The organism is Vibrio sp. 1249-1, assembly GCF_033340495.1.
In genome coordinates, this window is the sequence record NZ_JAWOWJ010000013.1 from 19,711 (window position 1) to 41,038 (window position 21,328).

The 21,328-nt window shown below is 44.4% G+C and carries 28 protein-coding genes; 18 read left to right on the forward strand and 10 right to left on the reverse strand.

Going from position 1 to position 21,328, the window contains the following annotated elements:
* Positions 1-95 precede the first annotated feature (95 nt).
* Together R7Z50_RS19250 and R7Z50_RS19255 are read left to right on the forward strand one after the other, a co-directional pair.
* Complete coding sequence (locus R7Z50_RS19250) at positions 96-500, forward strand: DUF2061 domain-containing protein (protein ID WP_005381078.1); 405 nt, start codon at positions 96-98, stop codon at positions 498-500.
* Positions 501-615: 115 nt separating this feature from the next.
* Positions 616-1,521, forward strand: coding sequence for a bifunctional helix-turn-helix transcriptional regulator/GNAT family N-acetyltransferase (locus R7Z50_RS19255; RefSeq protein ID WP_154205012.1), 906 nt, complete (start codon positions 616-618; stop codon positions 1,519-1,521).
* A 19-nt stretch (positions 1,522-1,540) separates the two neighbouring features.
* Here the strand turns inward: R7Z50_RS19255 and R7Z50_RS19260 are convergent, their stop codons facing one another.
* Together R7Z50_RS19260 and rraB are read right to left on the reverse strand one after the other, a co-directional pair.
* The gene (locus R7Z50_RS19260) at positions 1,541-2,341 is read right to left on the reverse strand and encodes a glycosyl hydrolase 2 galactose-binding domain-containing protein (protein WP_104975633.1); all 801 of its coding nucleotides are present in this window, start codon (positions 2,339-2,341) and stop codon (positions 1,541-1,543) included.
* A gap of 154 nt (positions 2,342-2,495) precedes the next feature.
* Positions 2,496-2,909 (reverse strand): ribonuclease E inhibitor RraB, encoded by a 414-nt coding sequence (gene rraB / locus R7Z50_RS19265; RefSeq protein WP_005381081.1) that lies wholly within the window; start codon positions 2,907-2,909, stop codon positions 2,496-2,498.
* 583 nt (positions 2,910-3,492) lie between these two features.
* Here rraB and arcA point away from each other — a divergent pair.
* From arcA to R7Z50_RS19295, 6 genes are all read left to right on the forward strand, one after another.
* Entirely contained in the window at positions 3,493-4,713 is a 1,221-nt protein-coding gene (gene arcA / locus R7Z50_RS19270) for an arginine deiminase (RefSeq protein ID WP_005381082.1), read from the forward strand.
* A gap of 156 nt (positions 4,714-4,869) precedes the next feature.
* A complete protein-coding gene (locus tag R7Z50_RS19275; protein WP_064354319.1) occupies positions 4,870-5,874 on the forward strand; it encodes an ornithine carbamoyltransferase in 1,005 nt (334 codons plus the stop codon).
* Between the two features lie 99 nt (positions 5,875-5,973).
* On the forward strand, positions 5,974-6,069 hold the full coding sequence (locus R7Z50_RS19280; RefSeq protein WP_005381084.1) for a hypothetical protein: 96 nt from the start codon (positions 5,974-5,976) through the stop codon (positions 6,067-6,069).
* A gap of 86 nt (positions 6,070-6,155) precedes the next feature.
* Positions 6,156-7,085, forward strand: a complete 930-nt coding sequence (gene pyrB / locus R7Z50_RS19285; protein ID WP_005381085.1) for an aspartate carbamoyltransferase — start codon at positions 6,156-6,158, stop codon at positions 7,083-7,085.
* Positions 7,086-7,100: 15 nt separating this feature from the next.
* Positions 7,101-7,562 carry an aspartate carbamoyltransferase regulatory subunit gene (pyrI, locus tag R7Z50_RS19290; protein WP_005381086.1) on the forward strand — a complete coding sequence of 154 codons (462 nt, stop codon included), beginning with the start codon at positions 7,101-7,103 and terminating at the stop codon, positions 7,560-7,562.
* A 130-nt stretch (positions 7,563-7,692) separates the two neighbouring features.
* Positions 7,693-8,082, forward strand: coding sequence for a RidA family protein (locus R7Z50_RS19295; RefSeq protein ID WP_318149213.1), 390 nt, complete (start codon positions 7,693-7,695; stop codon positions 8,080-8,082).
* 84 nt (positions 8,083-8,166) lie between these two features.
* Here the strand turns inward: R7Z50_RS19295 and R7Z50_RS19300 are convergent, their stop codons facing one another.
* From R7Z50_RS19300 to mlaF, 8 genes are all read right to left on the reverse strand, one after another.
* Positions 8,167-8,892, reverse strand: coding sequence for a 1-acylglycerol-3-phosphate O-acyltransferase (locus tag R7Z50_RS19300; RefSeq protein WP_005381088.1), 726 nt, complete (start codon positions 8,890-8,892; stop codon positions 8,167-8,169).
* A gap of 155 nt (positions 8,893-9,047) precedes the next feature.
* The gene (gene murA, locus R7Z50_RS19305) at positions 9,048-10,304 is read right to left on the reverse strand and encodes a UDP-N-acetylglucosamine 1-carboxyvinyltransferase (RefSeq protein WP_005388419.1); all 1,257 of its coding nucleotides are present in this window, start codon (positions 10,302-10,304) and stop codon (positions 9,048-9,050) included.
* Between the two features lie 9 nt (positions 10,305-10,313).
* Positions 10,314-10,568: a BolA family iron metabolism protein IbaG gene (gene ibaG / locus R7Z50_RS19310; RefSeq protein ID WP_005381092.1), complete on the reverse strand. Its 255-nt coding sequence runs from the start codon at positions 10,566-10,568 to the stop codon at positions 10,314-10,316.
* Positions 10,569-10,571: 3 nt separating this feature from the next.
* A complete protein-coding gene (locus R7Z50_RS19315; protein WP_005381093.1) occupies positions 10,572-10,892 on the reverse strand; it encodes a lipid asymmetry maintenance protein MlaB in 321 nt (106 codons plus the stop codon).
* Positions 10,892-11,530, reverse strand: coding sequence for a phospholipid-binding protein MlaC (gene mlaC / locus R7Z50_RS19320; RefSeq protein WP_206970992.1), 639 nt, complete (start codon positions 11,528-11,530; stop codon positions 10,892-10,894). Before mlaC ends, R7Z50_RS19315 begins: the two co-directional genes overlap by 1 nt.
* Positions 11,531-11,532: 2 nt before the next feature.
* The gene (mlaD, locus tag R7Z50_RS19325) at positions 11,533-12,021 is read right to left on the reverse strand and encodes an outer membrane lipid asymmetry maintenance protein MlaD (protein ID WP_005381099.1); all 489 of its coding nucleotides are present in this window, start codon (positions 12,019-12,021) and stop codon (positions 11,533-11,535) included.
* Between the two features lie 2 nt (positions 12,022-12,023).
* On the reverse strand, positions 12,024-12,815 hold the full coding sequence (gene mlaE, locus R7Z50_RS19330; RefSeq protein WP_025767616.1) for a lipid asymmetry maintenance ABC transporter permease subunit MlaE: 792 nt from the start codon (positions 12,813-12,815) through the stop codon (positions 12,024-12,026).
* Complete coding sequence (mlaF, locus tag R7Z50_RS19335; protein ID WP_005388422.1) at positions 12,805-13,608, reverse strand: phospholipid ABC transporter ATP-binding protein MlaF; 804 nt, start codon at positions 13,606-13,608, stop codon at positions 12,805-12,807. The genes mlaE and mlaF overlap by 11 nt, the downstream gene beginning before the upstream one ends.
* Before the next feature lie 374 nt (positions 13,609-13,982).
* Here mlaF and R7Z50_RS19340 point away from each other — a divergent pair, with 374 nt between their 5' ends.
* The 10 genes from R7Z50_RS19340 (at position 13,983) to R7Z50_RS19385 (ending at position 21,238) form a co-directional block, all read left to right on the forward strand.
* The gene (locus R7Z50_RS19340; RefSeq protein WP_005381102.1) at positions 13,983-14,948 is read left to right on the forward strand and encodes a calcium/sodium antiporter; all 966 of its coding nucleotides are present in this window, start codon (positions 13,983-13,985) and stop codon (positions 14,946-14,948) included.
* Positions 14,949-14,977: 29 nt separating this feature from the next.
* Entirely contained in the window at positions 14,978-15,949 is a 972-nt protein-coding gene (gene kdsD, locus R7Z50_RS19345) for an arabinose-5-phosphate isomerase KdsD (RefSeq protein ID WP_005381104.1), read from the forward strand.
* A gap of 86 nt (positions 15,950-16,035) precedes the next feature.
* Entirely contained in the window at positions 16,036-16,599 is a 564-nt protein-coding gene (gene lptC, locus R7Z50_RS19350; RefSeq protein ID WP_005381106.1) for an LPS export ABC transporter periplasmic protein LptC, read from the forward strand.
* Positions 16,580-17,074 (forward strand): lipopolysaccharide transport periplasmic protein LptA, encoded by a 495-nt coding sequence (lptA, locus tag R7Z50_RS19355; RefSeq protein WP_005381109.1) that lies wholly within the window; start codon positions 16,580-16,582, stop codon positions 17,072-17,074. Before lptC ends, lptA begins: the two co-directional genes overlap by 20 nt.
* Position 17,075: 1 nt before the next feature.
* On the forward strand, positions 17,076-17,801 hold the full coding sequence (gene lptB / locus R7Z50_RS19360; RefSeq protein WP_005381111.1) for an LPS export ABC transporter ATP-binding protein: 726 nt from the start codon (positions 17,076-17,078) through the stop codon (positions 17,799-17,801).
* 50 nt (positions 17,802-17,851) lie between these two features.
* Positions 17,852-19,321: an RNA polymerase factor sigma-54 gene (locus R7Z50_RS19365; protein ID WP_005381112.1), complete on the forward strand. Its 1,470-nt coding sequence runs from the start codon at positions 17,852-17,854 to the stop codon at positions 19,319-19,321.
* Between the two features lie 24 nt (positions 19,322-19,345).
* The gene (gene hpf / locus R7Z50_RS19370) at positions 19,346-19,633 is read left to right on the forward strand and encodes a ribosome hibernation promoting factor (protein ID WP_005381114.1); all 288 of its coding nucleotides are present in this window, start codon (positions 19,346-19,348) and stop codon (positions 19,631-19,633) included.
* 2 nt (positions 19,634-19,635) lie between these two features.
* Positions 19,636-20,082: a PTS IIA-like nitrogen regulatory protein PtsN gene (gene ptsN / locus R7Z50_RS19375; protein WP_005381116.1), complete on the forward strand. Its 447-nt coding sequence runs from the start codon at positions 19,636-19,638 to the stop codon at positions 20,080-20,082.
* A gap of 14 nt (positions 20,083-20,096) precedes the next feature.
* A complete protein-coding gene (gene rapZ, locus R7Z50_RS19380; protein ID WP_005381118.1) occupies positions 20,097-20,960 on the forward strand; it encodes an RNase adapter RapZ in 864 nt (287 codons plus the stop codon).
* Positions 20,961-20,962: 2 nt separating this feature from the next.
* A complete protein-coding gene (locus tag R7Z50_RS19385; RefSeq protein WP_005381120.1) occupies positions 20,963-21,238 on the forward strand; it encodes an HPr family phosphocarrier protein in 276 nt (91 codons plus the stop codon).
* The last annotated feature ends 90 nt before the right edge of the window (positions 21,239-21,328 follow it).

A 21,328-nucleotide genomic window follows, 5' to 3' on the forward strand; every position in this document is an offset into this window, starting at 1 on the left:
TCCCCCTATCACAACAATACTCATTACCCATTAGCATTAATGAGAATTATTATCGATAATAAACTCATCGAAACAAACACGATTGAGTAATTATCATGAAAAAGACACTAACTTTCGCAGCACTGCATTTTACTATCGCATTTAGTGTCGCTTACGTACTCACAGGCGACATTCTAATTGGTAGTTTAATTGCCATGATTGAGCCTTCAGTGAACACCGTAGCCTTCTACTTTCATGAAAAGGCATGGGCAAAAGTCCCAGCACTTAAAGCTCGTCAGTGGATGACCAAATTAAAAACCGCAAGCTTTGCGACCGTGCACTTCAGCGTCGCTTTTACCGTGGTTTACTTACTAACAGGTGATGCATTCGTCGGCGGCGTAATGGCGATGCTAGAGCCGAGTTTGAACACGGTGGCTTACTACTTCCACGAGAAAGTATGGATGCGTAAATCATCAGAAAAAGCTCCAGCACCGCAGTTTTGTTTACATCACCACGCTTAAACATGGAGGCTCACTACGTCTCCTAACGAGAAAAATGACATTTACCATTGACAAGGTTGCGCACCGCAATTAATTTAATTGCGGTGCGCAACTTTATTTTTAGAGGTAAGTGATAATGAACGCTCGTCAACTTCGACACTACTCCCGTCAAGCCGTCCGATTGCTTGGTATGCTTGATAAACAATGCGGCGATGTCGCTCTCACTCCAGTGCAAGCGCACGCATTGGGTGAAATCCAATTGCAGCCATTGACCATCAATCAGCTGGCACAGCAGCTTAATGTCGACAAGTCCAACGCGAGCCGAACCGTTACTGGTTTGATTAAATTAGGTTTGGTCGAGAGCATCGAAAACCCAAAAGACAAACGTAGTCAACTCGTAGCGATTACAGAGCAAGGCCAACAGGCGTTATCACAACTGGACCAACAGCAAAACCACTTCTTTGAACAACTGCTTACCCAACTCGATGACAGCGAGCAAGAGCAACTCAAACTTGGTCTAGAGACTTACCTAAAAGGGCTAACAAAAGTGTGTCAGTCTGAGGAATACGTTCTTCGACCTCTTACTAAAGCAGACAACCCGCAAGTCGCAGATGTGATTCGTAAAGTCTCTGCAGAATACGGCTTAACCGCAGACAAAGGTTATGGTGTGGCCGATCCAACGCTTGATGATATGTATTCGGTTTACAATCAATGCGGGGCCGCCTATTGGGTCATTGAACATCGCGGAGAGATCATTGGTGGCGGTGGCTTTGCCCCTTTAGCGGGCGAGCCAAATGTGTGTGAACTACAAAAGATGTACTTCTTACCTCAAACACGAGGACACGGTTTAGCCAAACGCATCGTCGCATTGAGCTTACAATTGGCGAAACAATTTGGGTATCAGCAGTGCTATTTAGAGACAACTGAATGTCTGAGAGAAGCGGTAAGCTTGTATGAAAAGCTAGGCTTTGAGCATCTCGATGCCCCGCTTGGACAAACAGGGCATGATGCATGTGAAGTCGTAATGCTTAAGATGCTGTAATAGATAATATTATTAGACGTTAAAGCACAACATGGGTAACACAAAGCTCCTGACTCAAGGCAACAGTGAAGTTTTGGTGCTGCCCATCCAACTCAACAGACAACTGGTAGAGATCACTTGGATCAGGATCAGTAAGATCGGCATACTTTGGCGCTTCGATCTGGAATAAAGCGCTCGCATGCTCCGCTCGGACATCAATAGGAATATGGTAAGTCATGCCATTGAACTTAACCGATGCCGATACTAAACCCGGCGCAAAAGTTTGGTAGTACAAATCCACCTTAAACTCACAACCACCACCGTGGTGCCAAATCTGTTCGGTAGCCACGCGGTCCAAACGCACATTGCGAATAAACTGCAGATACGGCTCTTGCCATACCCCTAAGCGCTCGTCACTCTTTTGGTATTCATGATCTGCAAGTGAACACAACTCCGGTTTATCCTCATCCAACAGAAGATCTTCTTCTTCCTCTAAGAACAAGATTTCAAAGCGGTTGCGCCCCATCTGCATGAACGGGCGAATGTCTTTCTTGTAGACATTTTGAGAACCGTCACAGTCAAACAATGCTACTCCGTTCAAACGCACTTCTGCATGGTAATCCACACCACCCAACACCATTTCTACCGCTGGGAATGCCATCATGGATTCGTCCACTTCAATGTCATGCATCAGGTGCCACTCTTGCTGACGAATTGCTTCTTCTGTCAGTTCAGCTGGCAATACCTGACTCAAAGGAGCAGGGAAAGTAATGTCATCCTGTGGGATAGAAAGGTCCGTCAGTGGAGAGACTTGCCATAAACCGGCGAGTGAGAGTTGCATATACACCTTGAGCTAGATCAATTTTCACGCATTATAGGGAGAAATCCCCTATAAACTCAATGTGAATTATTTATCGCCTCCACATTCGTCAGTTTTTCAAGGTATAAAAAAACCAGCGTTAAACGCTGGTTTTTCCAAAAGTAGTGAGCTTTGATTACTCGTCGTCTTCATCTTCTTCAGGGTAAAGCGCATCTTCGCCTTCGTAGTACGTACCCCAACCGTCATAGATGATGTCGTATTTTTCTGCCAAGTGAATCAATTTTTCAACTTGCGCATCAATCGCTTCTGCGTCTAGTGCGGACTCCATAGTCGCATCACAGCAAAGCAACTTGTTACCATCTTCATCTTCAGTTTCTTCTGCTTCAAGAACTTCAAAGCCCATCTTGAATGCTTCAACTACCGCTTTTTCTAGCGTGTCAAAATCTTCGGCAAACAGGTGGTGCTCAATTTCGTATAGCGAATCTGGATCGCTGCCATCTTCTAGCAATGCTGCAATGATATCGCGAGTCTCTTCCTTTTGAATCTCAATTAATTCTTCTACTGATAGATATTCATCTTCGTGAGACATGTTTTGGCTCCAGATTAGTTACTTGATGGAAACACAATACCCGATACTGAGTATGCTGATCCGGTGAAATATGGCATGGATTGCGATGAAAAGCCACAAACAAACATCATACCACTGCGATTCTTATCGGTTATTTGAATCTAAATATTAAACCGACCACACAAAGAAACAAAAAATTAACAAAGAATGGCATTTTTTAATATTCAGAACATCCTAATTGACACTTAATGTGGTTATTTTCTCTTTCTATGCGTGTTTATGATGCTTTCTTGAATACACTCACGTGTAAAACGAAGAAGCATAACGAATAAATTCACTTTAATAATGCATAATTTAGAATAAAAATGCACGTTTTATGCACTGTGCGTGTATTCTTTCTCAACGGGAAAATTAGAATAAAAACGCACGCACTCTAATTTTAGCGAAATAGCATTTATATCTAATAATAAATTTAATAAGAATCAAAATAAAAATAAAAAACTCACAAAACCAGAAAAACCAGAATATAAACAAAGCTTGATAACTTGCATCTTTCTAGGAAGCTTGTCATAACTAATGGCTGGAAAATTTGTAAGGATACAAAATGAGCAAGCTGTACGTTGGATCAGAAGTTGGTCAACTTCGACGAGTTCTATTAAATCGCCCTGAACGCGCCCTAACCCACTTAACTCCGTCAAACTGTCATGAGTTGCTATTTGATGACGTTCTTGCTGTAGAAGCGGCAGGTGAAGAGCACGATGCATTCGCACGTACGCTGCGCGAGCAAGACGTTGAAGTGCTTCTCCTCCACGATTTACTGGTCGAAACCCTCGCCGTTCCAGAAGCAAAACAATGGCTGCTGAACACTCAGATTTCTGACTTTCGTTACGGGCCAACCTTTGCGCGAGACCTACGCCAATACTTTTCAGAAATGGATGATGAACACCTTGCCTGCATCTTTTTAGGTGGCTTAGCTTACTCAGAGCTACCGATCTCCTCATCTTCTATGCTGCCAAAAATGAAGCGTCCTCTCGACTTTGTTATTGAGCCACTGCCTAATCACCTCTTTACTCGTGATACCTCATGCTGGGTTTATGGCGGCGTTTCTCTTAACCCGATGATGATGCCTGCACGCCAACGTGAAACAAACCACTTACGTGCGATTTATCGTTGGCACCCAATTTTTGCTGGCCAAGATTTTATCAAATACTTCGGTGACGATGATCTGCATTATGATAATGCGAATGTCGAAGGCGGTGATGTGTTGGTTATTGGTAAAGGTGCAGTTCTTATCGGTATGTCTGAGCGTACGACTGCACAAGGTGTAGAGAACCTTGCAGCAAGCCTATTTAAAGCAGGCCAAGCGACCGAAGTGATTGCAATTGATCTGCCTAAACACCGCTCATGTATGCATTTAGACACCGTGATGACCCATATGGATGTAGATACTTTCTCTGTCTACCCTGAGATCATGCGCAAAGATCTCGACACATGGCGCTTAACACCAAAAGGCAACGGTGAAATGCATGTTGAAGCCTCACATAACTATCTGCACGCGATTGAGTCCGCTCTTGGCTTAGATCAGCTGAAAATCATCACCACTGGTGGCGACAGCTATGAAGCGGAACGCGAACAATGGAATGATGCCAATAACGTTCTAACTGTAAAACCGGGCGTAGTAATTGGTTACGAACGTAACGTATACACCAACGAAAAATACGATAAAGCTGGCATCAAAGTACTGACAGTACCTGGTAACGAGCTTGGTCGTGGTCGCGGTGGCGCTCGCTGTATGAGCTGTCCAATAGAACGAGACGATATATAACTTACTCGTCCCTTTACATTAGGTGAATCAAAACTAAGGTTGATGTGAATACATCAACCTTTTTTAGCTTTAATGAAAAATAATTATTCACAATAAAAGCATTTATATGTTTTAATGAATTCTATTAATCTAATCACATGTACTAAGGGACGAGCTATGGCTTTCAATTTACGTAACCGCAACTTTTTGAAGCTATTGGACTTCTCAACCAAAGAAATCCAGTTTTTGCTCGAACTGTCTGCAGAGCTGAAAAAAGCTAAATATGCAGGAACAGAGCAGAAGACACTTCAAGGTAAAAACATCGCACTAATCTTTGAGAAATCTTCGACTCGTACCCGATGTGCGTTTGAAGTCGCTGCCTTTGACCAAGGTGCTCAAGTCTCTTACATCGGCCCTTCTGGCTCGCAGATCGGTCATAAGGAATCGATGAAAGACACCGCTCGTGTTCTTGGTCGTATGTACGACGGGATTGAATACCGAGGCTTTGGCCAATCCATTGTTGAAGAGCTTGGTACTTATGCTGGTGTTCCAGTGTGGAATGGTTTAACGGATGAGTTCCACCCAACCCAGATCCTTGCTGACTTCCTGACCATGCAAGAGCACGGCCGTGGTAAACAGCTACATGAAATAACCTTCGCTTACCTAGGTGATGCACGCAACAACATGGGTAACTCACTTATGGTGGGCGCAGCGAAAATGGGCATGGATATTCGCCTTGTCGCGCCAAAAGCGTTCTGGCCTGAAGAACAGCTCGTGGCAACTTGTCAAACTATCGCGCAACAAACCGGAGCAAAAATCACGTTAACAGAAAGCGTTGAGGAAGGTGTGAAAGGTTGTGACTTCCTATACACCGACGTTTGGGTGTCTATGGGTGAGTCTGCCGAGGCATGGGATGAACGTGTAGCGTTAATGACACCTTATCAAATCAATATGGACGTGATTAAGCAAACGGGTAATCCACATGTGAAATTCATGCACTGCCTTCCAGCTTTCCACAATGATGAAACCACCGTCGGCAAAGAAGTCGCTGAAAAATACGGTATGAAAGGCCTTGAAGTAACAGAAGAGGTATTTGAATCGGAATACTCCATCGTATTCGACGAAGCTGAAAACCGTATGCATACCATCAAAGCCGTGATGGTTGCGACGCTAGGAAGCTAAACCAGTGCGCAAAAACAGCCGATAAAAACCATGATGTAATCGCTTGCGCTCACGAAAGTTAAGCGTATAATGCTCGGCAATTTGTCTGAGGATTAAGAAATGACCACGCTGATTGCTGACGTAAAAACGCGATTTGCTCTCGCTAAGCGACTACGCTTACGTGGTGTTATTTTCGTTAATTCTATTGAATTTTAAAACCTCCCCATTGGGGAGGTTTTTTTATGTCCAAAATTCCTTTCGGTTATTTGGATGTAGTCATCAATGTTATAGGGAAGAAGATCATGGCGAACTCGCTTTACCAGAAGCACATCATCTCTATTCCAGAGCTTTCACGCGAAGAACTGGAACTTATCGTAGAAACAGCAGGTAGCCTTAAAAAAGCACCTCGACCAGAACTGATTAAAAACAAAGTCGTTGCAAGTTGTTTCTTTGAACCATCAACACGTACACGTTTATCGTTTGAAACAGCGATTCAGCGCATTGGTGGTGACGTGATTGGCTTTGATAATGATGGTAATACCTCTCTGGCGAAAAAAGGCGAAACACTCGCAGATTCAGTACAAGTCATCTCTTCTTACGTCGATGCCTTTGTGATGCGTCATCCACAAGAAGGCGCCGCTCGCTTGGCCTCTGAATTTTCAAATGGCGTGCCAGTGATCAACGCGGGCGACGGTGCAAACCAACACCCAACTCAAACGCTACTCGACCTATACACCATCGCGGAAACACAAGGGCGTCTAGACAACCTGAACGTCGCATTCGTAGGTGACCTAAAATATGGCCGCACAGTGCACTCACTGACTCAAGCCTTAGCAAAGTTTAACAACATCCGCTTCTTCTTTGTTGCACCAGATGCGCTGGCAATGCCAGATTACATCTGCGAAGAACTAGACGAAGCTGGCATTCAATATAGCCTACACACAGACATGGAAAGTGTGATTCCTGAACTGGATATTCTGTACATGACACGCGTACAGAAAGAACGTTTTGACGAATCGGAGTACGCACATATTAAGTCGGCTTACATCCTAACGGCAGCACTACTAGAAGGCGCGCGCGAGAACTTGAAAGTACTGCACCCACTACCACGTGTGGATGAAATCACAACTGATGTTGATAAAACGCCTCATGCCTACTTCTTCCAGCAAGCTCAAAATGGCGTGTATGCTCGCCAGGCACTGCTGGCGCTTGTTCTAAACGAAACACTGTAATCGAGGGGAAAAATCATGGCTAAAGAAACTCAATTGCAGGTAGAAGCAATCAAAAATGGTACGGTCATCGACCACATCCCTGCGCAAATCGGCATCAAAGTATTAAGACTGTTCGATATGCACAATTCATCACAACGCGTAACGATTGGACTGAACTTGCCATCATCAGCACTCGGTCATAAAGATCTACTCAAAATCGAAAACGTGTTTATCAATGAAGAGCAAGCGAGCAAGTTAGCGTTGTATGCTCCTCACGCGACCGTGAATCAAATCGAGAATTATGAAGTGGTGAAAAAGCTCGCGTTAGAGCTTCCTGAGCGCATCAATGATGTATTTGAATGCCCGAATTCAAACTGTATTTCTCATAATGAACCAGTAGAAAGCAGCTTTAGCGTGTTCGAGAAGAAACAAGAAATCCGCCTAAAGTGTAAATACTGCGAGAAAGTGTTCTCACGCGAGATCGTAACCGAGCGATAAACACGCCGCACGACTAGGCTGTGATACGTTTAAAATACCCTGCAATGTCAGGGTATTTTGCTCTTTACCTACCGAGGGTTTAGAGGCAAACTGAGAATCTTTATTCCCTACAACTGATGGAAAAAATCAAATGACGAAAGTACTTCACACTGAGTCTGCACCAGCAGCAATCGGTCCTTACGTTCAAGGCGTAGATCTAGGTAACATGGTTCTTACTTCAGGCCAAATCCCAGTAAACCCAGCGACAGGTGAAGTGTCTGCTGATATCGCAGAACAAGCTCGTCAGTCTCTAGAAAACGTAAAGGCTGTAGTTGAATCTTCAGGTCTTAAAGTATCTGATATTGTAAAGCTAACGGTTTTTGTTAAAGACCTAAATGACTTTGGCACGGTGAACGAAGTTTACGGCAAGTTCTTTGATGAGCACGGCGTAGCAAACTACCCTGCACGCGCTTGTGTAGAAGTGGCTCGCCTACCAAAAGATGTTGGCATCGAGATTGAAGCAATTGCAGTTCGCAAATAATTGTACTTGCTGACAAACATAAAAAACGGGTAGCTCAGGCTACCCGTTTTTTATTGTCTTTTCGTGATGATATCGCAGTAAAACTTAAGCAGCATTACGCTGTTTGACTTCTTCATCTAACGATTCAAGCTTCTCTTTCATCTGTTCACGACAGATATTCGCTAACTCGCGAATGCCCTCTTTACCATAGCCTTCAGTGCTGATTGGAGGTAGCATTTCAACAATCACATGACCATTGTTCCAACGGTTCAGCTTAATTTTATTCGTCGAGCTACATACGATAGGAATGATTGGCACACCTGCTCCAATTGCCGCATGAAAAGCACCTGTTTTGAATGGCAGCAAACCACGCCCACGAGAACGCGTGCCTTCTGGGAACATCCACACCGAAACATCACTTTCTTTCATGCTGCTCACGACCTGATCGATAGTACCTTTTGCTTTAGAGCGATTCGCTCGGTCAATCAGAATGTTACCCGTAAGCCAGTAAAGCTGACCAAACAATGGCATCCAAGCCAAGCTCTTTTTACCTACTGTCACAACTTTCGGAGTCACAGCCGCAGAAACAGTAAACATGTCCCAGTTGTTCTGGTGGTTAGCAATGTAAACATGTTGGCCGCGTGAATACGCATCTTCAGGGATACGCAACTCTAACTTAATCCCAAACACACGAGACATCTTGGCAAACAAACGGCCAAAAGTGAAAACGTGCTTAGGGTTTCTAGGGCTTAATAGGCAGTAACCACAACCACCAATAAACATAACAATCGCAAAGATAGCGACAGCAAATACACGTAACAGTGCAATCATTCTTGTTCTCCAGGAACCGGCTTTTGCCAGATACAGCTATTAATATCTCTCTTTCCATAAAGGGAAAATATGGTCATGAGAGTGATATAAAAAAGCCGAAACTCAGGTTTCGGCTCTCTTGATATCCAAGTTACCTGCGGTGCAGTTTAACTTGCCTAGCTCACTCGCTCAATATTTGCGCCAAGTGCAGCCAGTTTATTTTCGATTTTGTCGTAACCACGGTCGATATGGTAAATACGATCAACGACGGTTTCGCCTTTAGCAATGCAACCTGCAATTACCAAACTAGCCGAAGCTCGTAGATCGGTTGCCATCACTTGCGCACCGCTGAGTGACTCAACATCACCACAGATAACCGTATTGCCTTCGATCTCAGCTTTAGCGCCCATACGCATGAGTTCTGGTACGTGCATAAAGCGGTTTTCAAAGATAGTCTCTGTGATCACGCCGCCACCTTTCGCCATCATGTTCAGAAGCGTAAATTGAGCTTGCATATCCGTCGGGAAACCAGGATGTGGCGCAGTACGTACACTTACCGCTTTTAGCTCGCGGTCGGTCATATCAACGGAGATCCAATCTTCACCCGTTTCGACAAGCGCGCCAGCTTCTTCCAGCTTGGCGAGAACCGCTTCAAGCAAATGAGCATTAGTGTTGCGACATACCACTTTACCGCCAGATACTGCTGCTGCGACAAGGAATGTTCCCGTCTCAATACGGTCAGCAACCACGTTGTGTTTACAACCGCCTAGGCGCTCAACACCTTCAATCGTAATGGTATCTGTGCCAGCGCCAGAGATTTTTGCGCCAAGCTTATTTAGGAAATCAGCGGTATCGACGATTTCAGGCTCACGCGCAGCGTTATCTAGTGTTGTTGTGCCTTCCGCCAGCGCTGCCGCACACATGATGGTGATCGTCGCGCCTACGCTGACTTTATCCATCACGATGTGCGCGCCTTTTAGACGACCATCCACTTCTGCTTTCACATAACCATCTTCTAATGTAATGGTTGCGCCAAGCTGCTCTAAACCAGAAATATGCAGATCCACAGGACGGGCACCGATGGCACAACCGCCTGGTAAAGAAACCTGACCTTGACCAAAGCGCGCCACCAAAGGACCTAAAGCCCAAATAGAAGCACGCATGGTTTTCACCAAATCATAAGGCGCGCAGTATTCTGTAATACTGCTTGGGTCAACATGAACAGAGCCATTGCGGCTTACTTTCGCGCCTAAACGCTTAAGCAGTTCCATGGTTGTATCGATATCACGAAGGTGTGGTACGTTTGCCACTTCTACTGGCTCTTCCGCCAAGATAGACGCAAATAAAATCGGCAGTGCTGCGTTTTTTGCACCTGAAATGGTCACTTCACCAACTAGTGGTTTATCTGACCCAATAACTCGAAACTTTTCCATCAATAAACCTTAAAGCGACATCAATTTCTTATCACGAGCCCACTCTTCTGGTGTGAACGCTTTGATTGATAATGCGTGAATGTCGTTACGCTGGATGTATTCCATCAGAGGAGCATAAATTAGCTGCTGCTTCTTAACGCGGCTCATTCCATCGAAACAAGCATCAACAGCAACCACTTCATAGTGGCTACCTTCACCTTTCACATGCACTTCTTGAAGGTTTAGTGCTTCTTCTAATAACTGTTGTACTTTTGCGCTATCCACAATTTACCCCTGATAATTCTGTATGTGTTTGGCCACTAAAGATTCAACATTGCTCAGTTGAAACAAAGTGCGCAGTTGCGCCGGCACGAAACTGAGCATTATATGACAGTTTTGCTTTTTTGCATGCTCTAATAAGTGGATTAACATCACCATTCCTGCAGAGTCGACGCGCTCTATCTCTTTTAGCGAGCATTCCAGCTCCGATTGAGCAGGTTGCCATTGCTGTGCATACGCCCACAATGAAGGCACTGTATCTCTATCAAGTGCCCCTGTTAGCTTAAGAATGTTTTGATCCAATTGCCACTGAGCGGGAGTCTGGGCCATTATTTCTTCGCCTCGAAGCGGATCGGTTCTGCGGCCAATTTTTCTAGGTCTTTAGCAACAGATAGAATACCTTCTTGACGAATTTTACTGTTCCATTCGGATTGTTTACTAGAAAGCAAACTAATGCCCTCTGCAATCATATCGAATGCTTCCCACTCACCAGACTGGTTGTCTTTACGCAGTTTAAACTCAAGTTTGATGTTTGGACGCGGAGTATCGATGATATCAACTTTAATGCTTGTAATACGCTTAGAGTCATCAATGCTAGGCTCAGGACCAAACTCAATTTTTTGGTCAGAGTATTGCGTCAACACTTGTGCATAAGACGCAATCAGGTACGCACGAAATGCATCGATAAACTTAAGTACATCTTCACGCTTAGCACCTTTTAAGTTTGGACCAAGAAGTTTTAACCCTGCATAGCGGTAGTTGACGTAAGGCATTAGCTCTTCTTCAACGATCACTTTAAGTAAATTTGGATCTTGTTTGATTTTCGGCTGTTCGGCTTTCAATCTTTCGAACGTGACTTCAGCTACCTGCTTCATCATCTTATAGGGTTCAGTTTTATCCACCTCTGCTGCTGTTGCTCCAAAGACGCTAAACACAGCACAAACTGAAAGTAGTAATCTCGCTAACATAGTTATTCCTTACTTGAGTCGTCTGAACCACCTACGCTGTATAGTACTTGACCAATTAAGTCTTCAAGCACAAGCGCCGATTTGGTGTCTTCGATGGTATCACCATCCACCAGCATGACTTCATCATCAAAAACGAAGCCAGGTACTAAACCAATGTATTGCTCACCAATCAGGCCAGATGTCAGAATTTGTACGCTCGACGTTTCTGGGAACTGATTGTATTTGCTATTGATAGATAGTGTTACAACTGGCAATAAGTTGTCTGGGTTAAGCGAAATACTACTTACTCGACCAATCACAACGCCCCCCACTTTTACGGGCGAACGAACTTTTAAACTGCCAATATTATCGAACTCGGCTTTGAGGGTATAAGTATCACCAGAGCCAATGCTTTTTACGTCAGCAACTTGAAAAATCATCACAAGAATCGCGCAAATTCCCGCTAATACAAAGCTGCCAACCCATAATTCAGTTTTACGTGTTTGTTGCATGATTAATTCCCAAACATCAATGCGGTCAGTACAAAGTCTAATCCTAGTACTGCTAAAGAAGAATGCACAACAGTGCGCGTAGTTGCTCGGCTGATCCCTTCCGATGTTGGAATAGCATCATAACCGTTAAATAGAGCGACCCAAGTAACCGTAATTGCAAACGCAAAACATTTGATCATACTGTTACCAATGTCTTGCCCTAGCTCAACAGAGGACTGCATCGCTGACCAAAAACTGCCGTGATCAACGCCTTTCCAGTCAACACCAACAAGCTGAGCGCCCCAAATTCCCACAGCCATGAAAATCATAGCCAGTAAAGGCATTGAGATAACCCCAGCCCAAAACCGTGGTGCAATCACTCGTTTCAATGGGTCTACCGCCATCATTTCAAGGCTAGACAGTTGTTCCGTTGCTTTCATTAGACCTATCTCTGCGGTTAACGCAGAACCGGCACGACCAGCAAACAAAAGTGCAGTAACAACAGGTCCTAATTCACGGAGTAAAGAAAGCGCCACCATTTGCCCCAAACTGCCTTCTGCGCCGTAATCCACCAACACAACATAGCCTTGTAGACTCAAAACCATTCCAATGAACAGACCAGATACGACGATGATCGCTAGCGACTGAACACCAACAGAATAAAGTTGCTTAACAAGCAGAGGAAAGCTTTTGATCGGTTGTGGCTTAGAAAATAGCGCCCCAATCAACATGAAAGTCGCACGACCAAATGCTCCGCAAATAGAAAGCGTGCGTCGACCCAGCGAGGCGACAAAGTGAATGAAGTTATCGACCATCAAATAAGTCCTTTTCGATACTTTGAGAAGGGAAACGAAACGGTACAGGACCGTCGGCATCACCTTGTAAGAACTGCTGGACACGAGGATCAGAGTTTTGAGTCAGCTCTTCTGGCGTACCATAGGCGATGATTTTTCCATCGGCCATCAGGTATACCCAGTCAGCAATACTCATGACTTCAGGTACGTCGTGAGAAACCACAATAGAGGTCAAACCTAACGCTTGGTTTAGATTGCTAATTAGCTCAACCAAAACGCCCATAGTGATTGGGTCTTGCCCCACAAACGGCTCATCGTACATGATCAAGTCAGGGTCAAGAGCGATTGCACGAGCCAAAGCAGCGCGTCTTGCCATACCACCTGAAAGCTCACTCGGCATTAATTGCGCCGCGCCGCGCAGACCGACAGCTTCGAGCTTGAGTAACACCATGGTGCGAATCAAGTCTTCCGATAAATCGGTATGCTCTCTTAATGGAAAGGCGACATTATCAAAAACATTCAAATCAGTGAATAAAGCCCCTGACTGGAACAACATGCTCATTTTCTTTCGAGCATGGTAGAGTTTTTTACGCGAGAGAGAGGGAATATTGTCGCCATCAAACCAGATCTCTCCTTGCTCGGGATACAACTGACCACCAATCAAACGCAGCAGTGTTGTTTTACCAATTCCCGATGGTCCCATAATGGCCGTCACTTTGCCCTCAGGAACATGCAGATCAATATCATCAAAGATCATGCGTTCTCCCCGTGAAAAAGTGAGGTTGTTCACGGTGACTAAATCGTTGTTCGACATATCATCTCTTCTACTGTAGGAGCGTTGCAACTCACGGAATCATCAAGCAGATACTCATCGGAGTTGAATTCTACGTTTAATAAAGTAACGTCGGTACATTTATTAGGCTGCAATCATAAGCACATTGGCGTTGAATTTAAAGCACTGTTCAATTAAATAAAGTCGAGTATATCCCTGCAATTTCTCATGGTTTATGACCGAATTAGCACGAAGTGTTTAAATCCTAGACCAGAATTGCTCATTTAAATGAGTGAGATTTACATACATTTTCGTTACTAACCTTTAATTTATTCTTCGTTTATCTTCCATTTTAGGCCGCAAAAGGTCAAAATTAGCGGTTATTCATTTTACTTATTTAATACTTAGGAATTCTCATGCTCGAAGCCGTTGCGTTGCTTATAGTCGGTCTTGTTTTGCTTGTTTGGAGTGCAGATAAACTTGTTTTTGGCTCTGCAGCGATAGCCCGCAACGTCGGTATTTCCCCGCTTGTCATCGGCATGACAATCCTCGCGATGGGCTCATCCGCCCCTGAGATGATGGTATCTGCAACCGCTGCTTGGGATGGCAAAACAGATACAGCGGTGGGTAACGTATTAGGCTCAAACATAGCGAACATTGCGTTAATCCTAGGTATTACAGCGCTGATCAAGCCTTTGTCGATTAGCTCCGCCGTCATCCGCCGAGAACTTCCACTCATGATAGCCGTAACCGTACTCGCTGGTATTCTGCTTTGGAATAGCCATCTCGGTTTTTATGAGGGTGTCTTATTGTTTGTACTCTTTGGGGCATTTTTATTTGCTATGTTGCAAATCAGCCGCAAAGAGCAAAAATCAGGTGATGTTTTTCTTGATGACCAAGAGTCAGAGATCCCAGAAGGCGTCAGTAACCCTAAAGCAATCATGTGGGTGGTTATTGGCTTGATACTGCTTCCTTTGGCAGCCAGCATGCTGGTTGATAACGCGGTAATTATTGCTAAACACTTTGGTATGAGCGACCTTGTTATCGGTCTAACTATTATCGCCATTGGCACTAGCCTGCCAGAACTAGCCGCATCACTTGCGGGAGTTTTAAAGGGTGAAGACGACATGGCTGTCGGTAACATTATCGGTTCGAATGTGTTTAACATTCTGGCGGTAATGGGGATTCCTGGCATCATTAATCCATCGGTGCTCAGTGAGTACGCGATGGGACGTGACTTCTGGGTCATGTTAGGCGTTTCATTGTTACTTGTCGCTATGTGTTTGGGTAAATCACGCAGTATTAACCGTATTGAAGGTGCCATCTTGTTTGTGTGCTTCTTAGGTTACCAAGTGTACTTATTCGCAAACATGACCGCTTAATTACCACGATCAATAAGTAGAGATCTGATATGTCCAATCAATTTGATTTTCGCGCTGCTGCTAAACAAGTTCTTGATATCGAAGTTGCTGCTCTGCAAGAGCTAGATACCTACTTTGATGATCAATTTGAAAAAGCGTGTGAACTTATCCTTTCCAACAACGGCAAAGTTGTCGTTATGGGTATTGGCAAGTCAGGCCATATTGGTAACAAGATTGCCGCCACTCTGGCAAGCACTGGGACTTCGGCGTTTTTCGTTCATCCAGGCGAAGCCGCACATGGTGACTTGGGTATGATTAGCCCTGGTGACATTGTGCTGGCAATTTCTAACTCTGGTGAATCAAACGAAATTCTGTCTCTATTTCCAGTATTAAAGCGCCTGAATATTAAGATCATCAGCATGACAGGTAAGCCAGAATCAAATATGGCCAAGCTGTCTGACTTACACCTGCAAATTACGGTACCTCAAGAAGCTTGTCCGTTAGGCCTGGCGCCAACTAGCAGTACGACTGCCACATTAGTGATGGGAGATGCATTAGCCGTAGCTCTGCTTCAAGCTCGTGGTTTTTCTGCCGAAGATTTTGCCCTATCTCACCCAGGTGGTGCACTGGGGAGAAAACTGCTACTTAAGTTGTCTGATATTATGCACTTTGGAGAAGCGTTACCTAAAGTTTCTCCTGACGCATTAATTCGCGATGCCCTGCTTGAAATTTCAGAAAAGGGGTTAGGCATGACAGCCATCGTCGATGAGCACGATGCTATGCTTGGTATATTCACCGATGGTGATTTACGTCGTACCTTAGACAAGCGTATCGATATTCATACGACGGCAATTGGCGAGGTCATGACGACAAACCCAACCACAGCACACCCTGATATGCTGGCGGTTGAAGGTTTGAACTTGATGCAGAATAAAAACATTAACGCTCTGATTTTATGTAAAGACGAAAAAATTGTGGGTGCACTGAACATGCACGATTTACTAAAAGCTGGCGTGATGTAATATCAGCACAAACATTTAAATCATTTATTAGACGAATAAAGGCAATGGTCAGGGAAGTACTGAGCTAAACGATAGGCCTTCATTATATGAGTTTTACTCGCCTTATTTATTTGCTCTTGATCTTCGTTGTAGCGTGGTGCGGTTATTACCTACTAACCCCTAAAGGCAACGACGCAATTCAAGTAGCACCAGATTCTGAACTGCCCATGTTCAGTGGTTCTGGATTAGAAAACATCACCTACGGTGAAGATGGTGTCCGCAGTTACATCATTCGCTCCACTAACTTAGACCATTATGCTAAGAGTGGAGATACTATTTTTAATAACCCGACTTTGATGGTTTACCGTGAAGGTAGCGTCATTGAATGGAAGGTGACTGCCACAAGAGCAGTGTTAGATGAAGACCAAGTTTTGACTTTATATGACAAAGTCTTAATGCAAAATCTTCTGCCTGGTGCGAGTTTTGATACCATGGCAACAGACAAATTGGTCATTAATCTAACCAATCGTGATTTTAAAGCTGACCAACAAGTGATGTTGGTTGGACCACAATTTGAAACTACTGGAGGCGCAATGCAAGGCAACTTAAAACAGCATACTGCGACTCTGACAGATGAAGTTCAAGGTCGATATGAAACCGTTACACCTTAGCCTACTGGCACTGGTATTGGCGGCGCCTCAAGCGCTGGCACTCAAGTCGGATACTCAACAGCCGGTTTACATAAACTCTGACACCCAACAGGTGGACATGAAGAGTAACCAGGTTGTTTTTGAAGGCGATGTATCTCTTAAGCAAGGGAGCATCAATATCGATGCTGATAGAATCGTGGTAACTCGCGATCCTAAAACCGAAGCAATTAAACAGATTCAAGCATTTGGTAAACCTGCGAAGTTTTCTCAGCTGATGGACGATGGTAAAACACTTAGTGGTCAAGCTACGGAGTTGGATTACCGTATTTCTACAGACGAACTGACCATGAAAGGTCAAGCGCAGCTGGCACAAGACAACAACACCATCAAAGGTTCTTCGATTCGTTACCAAATTGGTAAACAAAAGCTAGTCGCAGATAGCTCTAAGGAAGAGCGCGTTACGACCATTTTGCAACCCAATCAGATAGAGAACTAATATGGCAGTACTGAGTGCGAAAAACTTGGCGAAAAGCTACAAAAAACGCAAAGTCGTCACTGATGTTAGCTTAGAAGTTGAATCTGGTCAGATTGTTGGGCTACTCGGTCCAAACGGTGCGGGTAAAACCACCTCGTTTTACATGATTGTCGGCTTAGTACCTCGCGATGAAGGCACCATTACCATTGACGACAATGACATCAGTATTTTGCCGATGCATAGCCGTTCACGACTTGGCATTGGCTATCTTCCGCAAGAAGCGTCGATTTTCCGTAAGCTTTCAGTAGAAGATAACATCATGGCCGTACTTGAAACTCGTCAAGAAATGACGAGGGAAGAGCGCCAAGATAAACTGGAAGATTTGTTGGAAGAATTCCACATCCAGCACATCAGAACCAGTGCTGGTATGGCACTATCAGGGGGTGAGCGACGCAGGGTGGAAATCGCTCGAGCTTTAGCGGCCAACCCTCAGTTCATTTTATTGGATGAACCTTTCGCTGGTGTTGACCCAATTTCGGTTAATGACATCAAGAAAATCATTGAGCATCTGCGCGATCGTGGTCTCGGAGTGTTAATCACTGACCATAATGTACGTGAAACACTGGACGTATGTGAAAAAGCCTATATCGTGAGCCAAGGGCACCTAATTGCATCGGGAACTCCGGCAGAAGTTCTCAATAATGAACAGGTGAAACAAGTTTATCTCGGCGAACAATTCCGTCTATGATTATATTAGGAACGGTAAGATTCTGAGCATTACAAGGTAAGTAACACTGAATGAAACCTTCATTACAACTCAAGCTAGGTCAGCAGTTAGCCATGACGCCACAGTTGCAGCAAGCGATTCGCTTATTGCAATTGTCGACACTCGATCTTCAACAAGAAATCCAAGAAGCGTTGGACTCAAACCCATTATTGGAAGTTGAAGAAGGCCAAGACGAGCCTCTAGCAAACGGTGAAGATAAGTCAGCGGTCGAGGCTGCTGATAGCAACAGTGCTAGCGAACCAACAGAAATTGACGTTCCAGATAGCTCCGATGTGATAGAGAAATCAGAAATTAGCTCTGAACTTGAAATCGACACGACTTGGGATGACGTCTACAGCGCGAATACTGGTAGCACTGGCTTAGCTCTTGATGATGATATGCCCGTCTACCAAGGCGAAACCACTGAATCATTACATGATTACCTCATGTGGCAGCTTGACCTAACACCATTCAGTGAAACCGACCGCACGATTGCATTAGCGATTATTGACGCTGTTGACGACTACGGCTATTTAACTTTGTCGCCTGAAGAGATTCATGAGAGCTTCGATAATGAAGAGATAGAGTTAGACGAAGTAGAAGCCGTTCGTAAACGCATTCAACAATTCGATCCTCTTGGCGTTGCATCGCGTAACTTACAAGAATGTTTGTTACTGCAACTGACGACCTTCCCAGAAGACACGCCATGGCTTGCTGAAGCCAAAATGATACTTGCGGATCATATTGATCACCTAGGCAACCGTGACTACAAGCTCGTCATCAAAGAGACTAAGCTGAAAGAAGCCGATCTGCGTGAAGTCTTAAAGCTTATCCAACAGTTAGATCCTCGTCCAGGTAGTCGCATCACTCCTGATGATACCGAGTACGTAATTCCAGACGTATCCGTTTTTAAAGACAATGGCAAATGGACCGTTTCTATAAACCCGGATAGCGTGCCAAAATTAAAAGTAAATCAACAATATGCTCAGTTAGGCAAAGGTAATAGCGCGGATAGCCAGTACATCCGCAGCAATTTGCAAGAGGCAAAATGGTTAATTAAGAGCTTAGAGAGTAGAAACGAGACGCTACTCAAAGTTGCAAGATGTATTGTTGAACATCAACAAGATTTCTTCGAGTATGGTGAGGAAGCCATGAAGCCAATGGTACTCAATGATGTCGCTTTGGCTGTGGACATGCATGAATCCACGATTTCTCGTGTAACAACGCAAAAATTTATGCATACACCACGTGGTATTTTTGAATTGAAGTACTTCTTCTCTAGCCATGTTAGTACTGACAACGGCGGAGAATGTTCGTCAACAGCAATTCGTGCACTCATTAAAAAACTGGTCGCAGCAGAGAATACTGCCAAACCACTGAGTGATAGCAAGATTGCTGCTCTTCTGGCTGACCAAGGGATTCAGGTCGCAAGACGTACGATAGCCAAATATCGCGAATCCTTGGGAATTGCCCCTTCAAGTCAGCGTAAACGCCTATTATAAGGCACTAACTGAAAAGGAAAGTCTATGCAAATCAATATTCAAGGCCATCACGTTGATCTTACCGATTCAATGCAAGACTATGTAAATTCTAAGTTTCAGAAGCTCGAAAGGTTCTTCGACCATATCAATCAAGTGCATGTTGTACTAAAAGTTGAAAAAATTACTCAAATCGCGGAAGCTACGCTTCACATAAATCAAGGCGAAATCCACGCATCAGCCGATGACGAAAATATGTATGCCGCGATCGATTCGCTGGTAGATAAATTGGTTCGCCAACTTAATAAGCACAAAGAAAAACTAAACAGTCATTAATCATGCAACTGAGCGAAATACTGTCATTGGACTGCACCAAAAGTGCGGTCCACTGCACGAGTAAAAAACGCGCCCTTGAAATGATCAGCCGTATCGTGGCTGATCAAACGGGCCAAGATTCTACCGAGCTGTTCGAATGCATGCTCAATAGAGAAAAAATGGGCAGTACCGGTATCGGAAACGGTATTGCGATCCCTCACGCGAGAATGCAATCAAGCGACAAGGCCATTGCTGTCTTACTGCAATGTGATGAAGCAATCGAATTTGATGCGATTGACAATCGACCTGTCGATCTTCTTTTTGCGCTCCTTGTACCAGAAGAACAGTGCAAAGAGCACCTCAAGACTCTATCCTCTATGGCAGAACGTCTGAGCGATAAGCAAGTATTAAAACTACTGCGTAATGCTCAGAGTGATGAAGAACTTTACGACATCATGATTCACCAATAAGCAGGACTAACTCCATGCGACTAATCGTTGTTAGCGGGCACTCAGGTGCCGGTAAAAGTATTGCGCTTCGTGTACTGGAAGACTTAGGTTACTACTGTGTTGATAACCTGCCAGTTAACTTGCTGGACGCATTTGTTCATTCTGTTGCTGACAGCAAACAGAATGTTGCAGTCAGCATTGATATTCGTAATATTCCTAAAAAGCTAAAAGAACTGACGAGTACACTAGAACAGTTAAAAACTGAGCTTGATGTGACCGTGCTTTTCTTGGACGCTAATAAAGAAACGCTACTCAAACGCTACAGCGAAACACGCCGAATTCACCCGTTATCTTTAGGTGGCACCTCCCTCTCGCTCGATCAAGCCATCGAGCGTGAGAAGCAAATTTTGACGCCACTCAAAGCGCATGCAGATCTGGTCCTAAATAGTAGTGGGCAGTCTTTGCATGAATTGAGTGAAACCGTGCGTATGCGCGTTGAAGGCAGAGATCGCAAAGGGCTCGTTATGGTATTTGAGTCTTTTGGTTTTAAATACGGCCTGCCTTCCGATGCCGATTACGTATTCGACGTTCGCTTCTTACCTAACCCACATTGGGAACCAGCACTACGCCCGCTTACAGGTCTGGATGCTCCTATCGCCGCATTTTTAGAGCAACACCAATCGGTGTTAAGTTTGAAATATCAAATTGAAAGCTTTATAGAGAATTGGTTACCTCTGCTTGAGAAAAACAACCGCAGCTACCTGACCGTTGCAATAGGTTGTACTGGTGGTAAGCACCGCTCGGTGTACTTAACTCAGCAAATCGGTGAATACTTCGCCAACAAAGGACACCAAGTACAAATTCGCCATACCTCACTAGAGAAAAACGCTAAGGAGTAGCCGTGGAGTTAAGTCGTAAAGTATTGATTCAAAACCGCCTTGGCTTACATGCTCGTGCAGCAGTCAAACTGGTCGAACTGGCACAGAGCTTTGAAGCGGTCATCACCATCGACAATGAAGAAGACAAAACCGCCACAGCAGACAGCGTAATGGGCCTGTTAATGCTAGAGTCCGCTCAAGGACAATACGTCACGATCCACGCAACGGGTGGGCAAGCGGAAGAAGCACTGGATGCCGTTTGCCACTTGATCGAAGATAAATTTGATGAAGGCGAGTAGTTTACTCGCTTTTTTCTTACCTCCCATTATCTTTCTCTTCCCTGACCTAATAAATAAATTTGCTTAGTATCATAAGTTGTTATTAAAAGG

What these genes read in the sequence shown, in the direction of transcription:
- R7Z50_RS19250 (WP_005381078.1), top strand. Translation starts at nt 96, where the DNA reads ATGAAAAAGACACTAACTTTCGCAGCACTGCATTTTACTATCGCATTT.
- R7Z50_RS19255 (WP_154205012.1), top strand. Translation starts at nt 616, where the DNA reads ATGAACGCTCGTCAACTTCGACACTACTCCCGTCAAGCCGTCCGATTG.
- R7Z50_RS19260 (WP_104975633.1), bottom strand. Translation starts at nt 2,341, where the DNA reads ATGCAACTCTCACTCGCCGGTTTATGGCAAGTCTCTCCACTGACGGAC.
- rraB (WP_005381081.1), bottom strand. Translation starts at nt 2,909, where the DNA reads ATGTCTCACGAAGATGAATATCTATCAGTAGAAGAATTAATTGAGATT.
- arcA (WP_005381082.1), top strand. Translation starts at nt 3,493, where the DNA reads ATGAGCAAGCTGTACGTTGGATCAGAAGTTGGTCAACTTCGACGAGTT.
- R7Z50_RS19275 (WP_064354319.1), top strand. Translation starts at nt 4,870, where the DNA reads ATGGCTTTCAATTTACGTAACCGCAACTTTTTGAAGCTATTGGACTTC.
- R7Z50_RS19280 (WP_005381084.1), top strand. Translation starts at nt 5,974, where the DNA reads ATGACCACGCTGATTGCTGACGTAAAAACGCGATTTGCTCTCGCTAAG.
- pyrB (WP_005381085.1), top strand. Translation starts at nt 6,156, where the DNA reads ATGGCGAACTCGCTTTACCAGAAGCACATCATCTCTATTCCAGAGCTT.
- pyrI (WP_005381086.1), top strand. Translation starts at nt 7,101, where the DNA reads ATGGCTAAAGAAACTCAATTGCAGGTAGAAGCAATCAAAAATGGTACG.
- R7Z50_RS19295 (WP_318149213.1), top strand. Translation starts at nt 7,693, where the DNA reads ATGACGAAAGTACTTCACACTGAGTCTGCACCAGCAGCAATCGGTCCT.
- R7Z50_RS19300 (WP_005381088.1), bottom strand. Translation starts at nt 8,892, where the DNA reads ATGATTGCACTGTTACGTGTATTTGCTGTCGCTATCTTTGCGATTGTT.
- murA (WP_005388419.1), bottom strand. Translation starts at nt 10,304, where the DNA reads ATGGAAAAGTTTCGAGTTATTGGGTCAGATAAACCACTAGTTGGTGAA.
- R7Z50_RS19315 (WP_005381093.1), bottom strand. Translation starts at nt 10,892, where the DNA reads ATGGCCCAGACTCCCGCTCAGTGGCAATTGGATCAAAACATTCTTAAG.
- mlaC (WP_206970992.1), bottom strand. Translation starts at nt 11,530, where the DNA reads ATGTTAGCGAGATTACTACTTTCAGTTTGTGCTGTGTTTAGCGTCTTT.
- mlaD (WP_005381099.1), bottom strand. Translation starts at nt 12,021, where the DNA reads ATGCAACAAACACGTAAAACTGAATTATGGGTTGGCAGCTTTGTATTA.
- mlaE (WP_025767616.1), bottom strand. Translation starts at nt 12,815, where the DNA reads ATGGTCGATAACTTCATTCACTTTGTCGCCTCGCTGGGTCGACGCACG.
- mlaF (WP_005388422.1), bottom strand. Translation starts at nt 13,608, where the DNA reads ATGTCGAACAACGATTTAGTCACCGTGAACAACCTCACTTTTTCACGG.
- R7Z50_RS19340 (WP_005381102.1), top strand. Translation starts at nt 13,983, where the DNA reads ATGCTCGAAGCCGTTGCGTTGCTTATAGTCGGTCTTGTTTTGCTTGTT.
- kdsD (WP_005381104.1), top strand. Translation starts at nt 14,978, where the DNA reads ATGTCCAATCAATTTGATTTTCGCGCTGCTGCTAAACAAGTTCTTGAT.
- lptC (WP_005381106.1), top strand. Translation starts at nt 16,036, where the DNA reads ATGAGTTTTACTCGCCTTATTTATTTGCTCTTGATCTTCGTTGTAGCG.
- lptA (WP_005381109.1), top strand. Translation starts at nt 16,580, where the DNA reads ATGAAACCGTTACACCTTAGCCTACTGGCACTGGTATTGGCGGCGCCT.
- lptB (WP_005381111.1), top strand. Translation starts at nt 17,076, where the DNA reads ATGGCAGTACTGAGTGCGAAAAACTTGGCGAAAAGCTACAAAAAACGC.
- R7Z50_RS19365 (WP_005381112.1), top strand. Translation starts at nt 17,852, where the DNA reads ATGAAACCTTCATTACAACTCAAGCTAGGTCAGCAGTTAGCCATGACG.
- hpf (WP_005381114.1), top strand. Translation starts at nt 19,346, where the DNA reads ATGCAAATCAATATTCAAGGCCATCACGTTGATCTTACCGATTCAATG.
- ptsN (WP_005381116.1), top strand. Translation starts at nt 19,636, where the DNA reads ATGCAACTGAGCGAAATACTGTCATTGGACTGCACCAAAAGTGCGGTC.
- rapZ (WP_005381118.1), top strand. Translation starts at nt 20,097, where the DNA reads ATGCGACTAATCGTTGTTAGCGGGCACTCAGGTGCCGGTAAAAGTATT.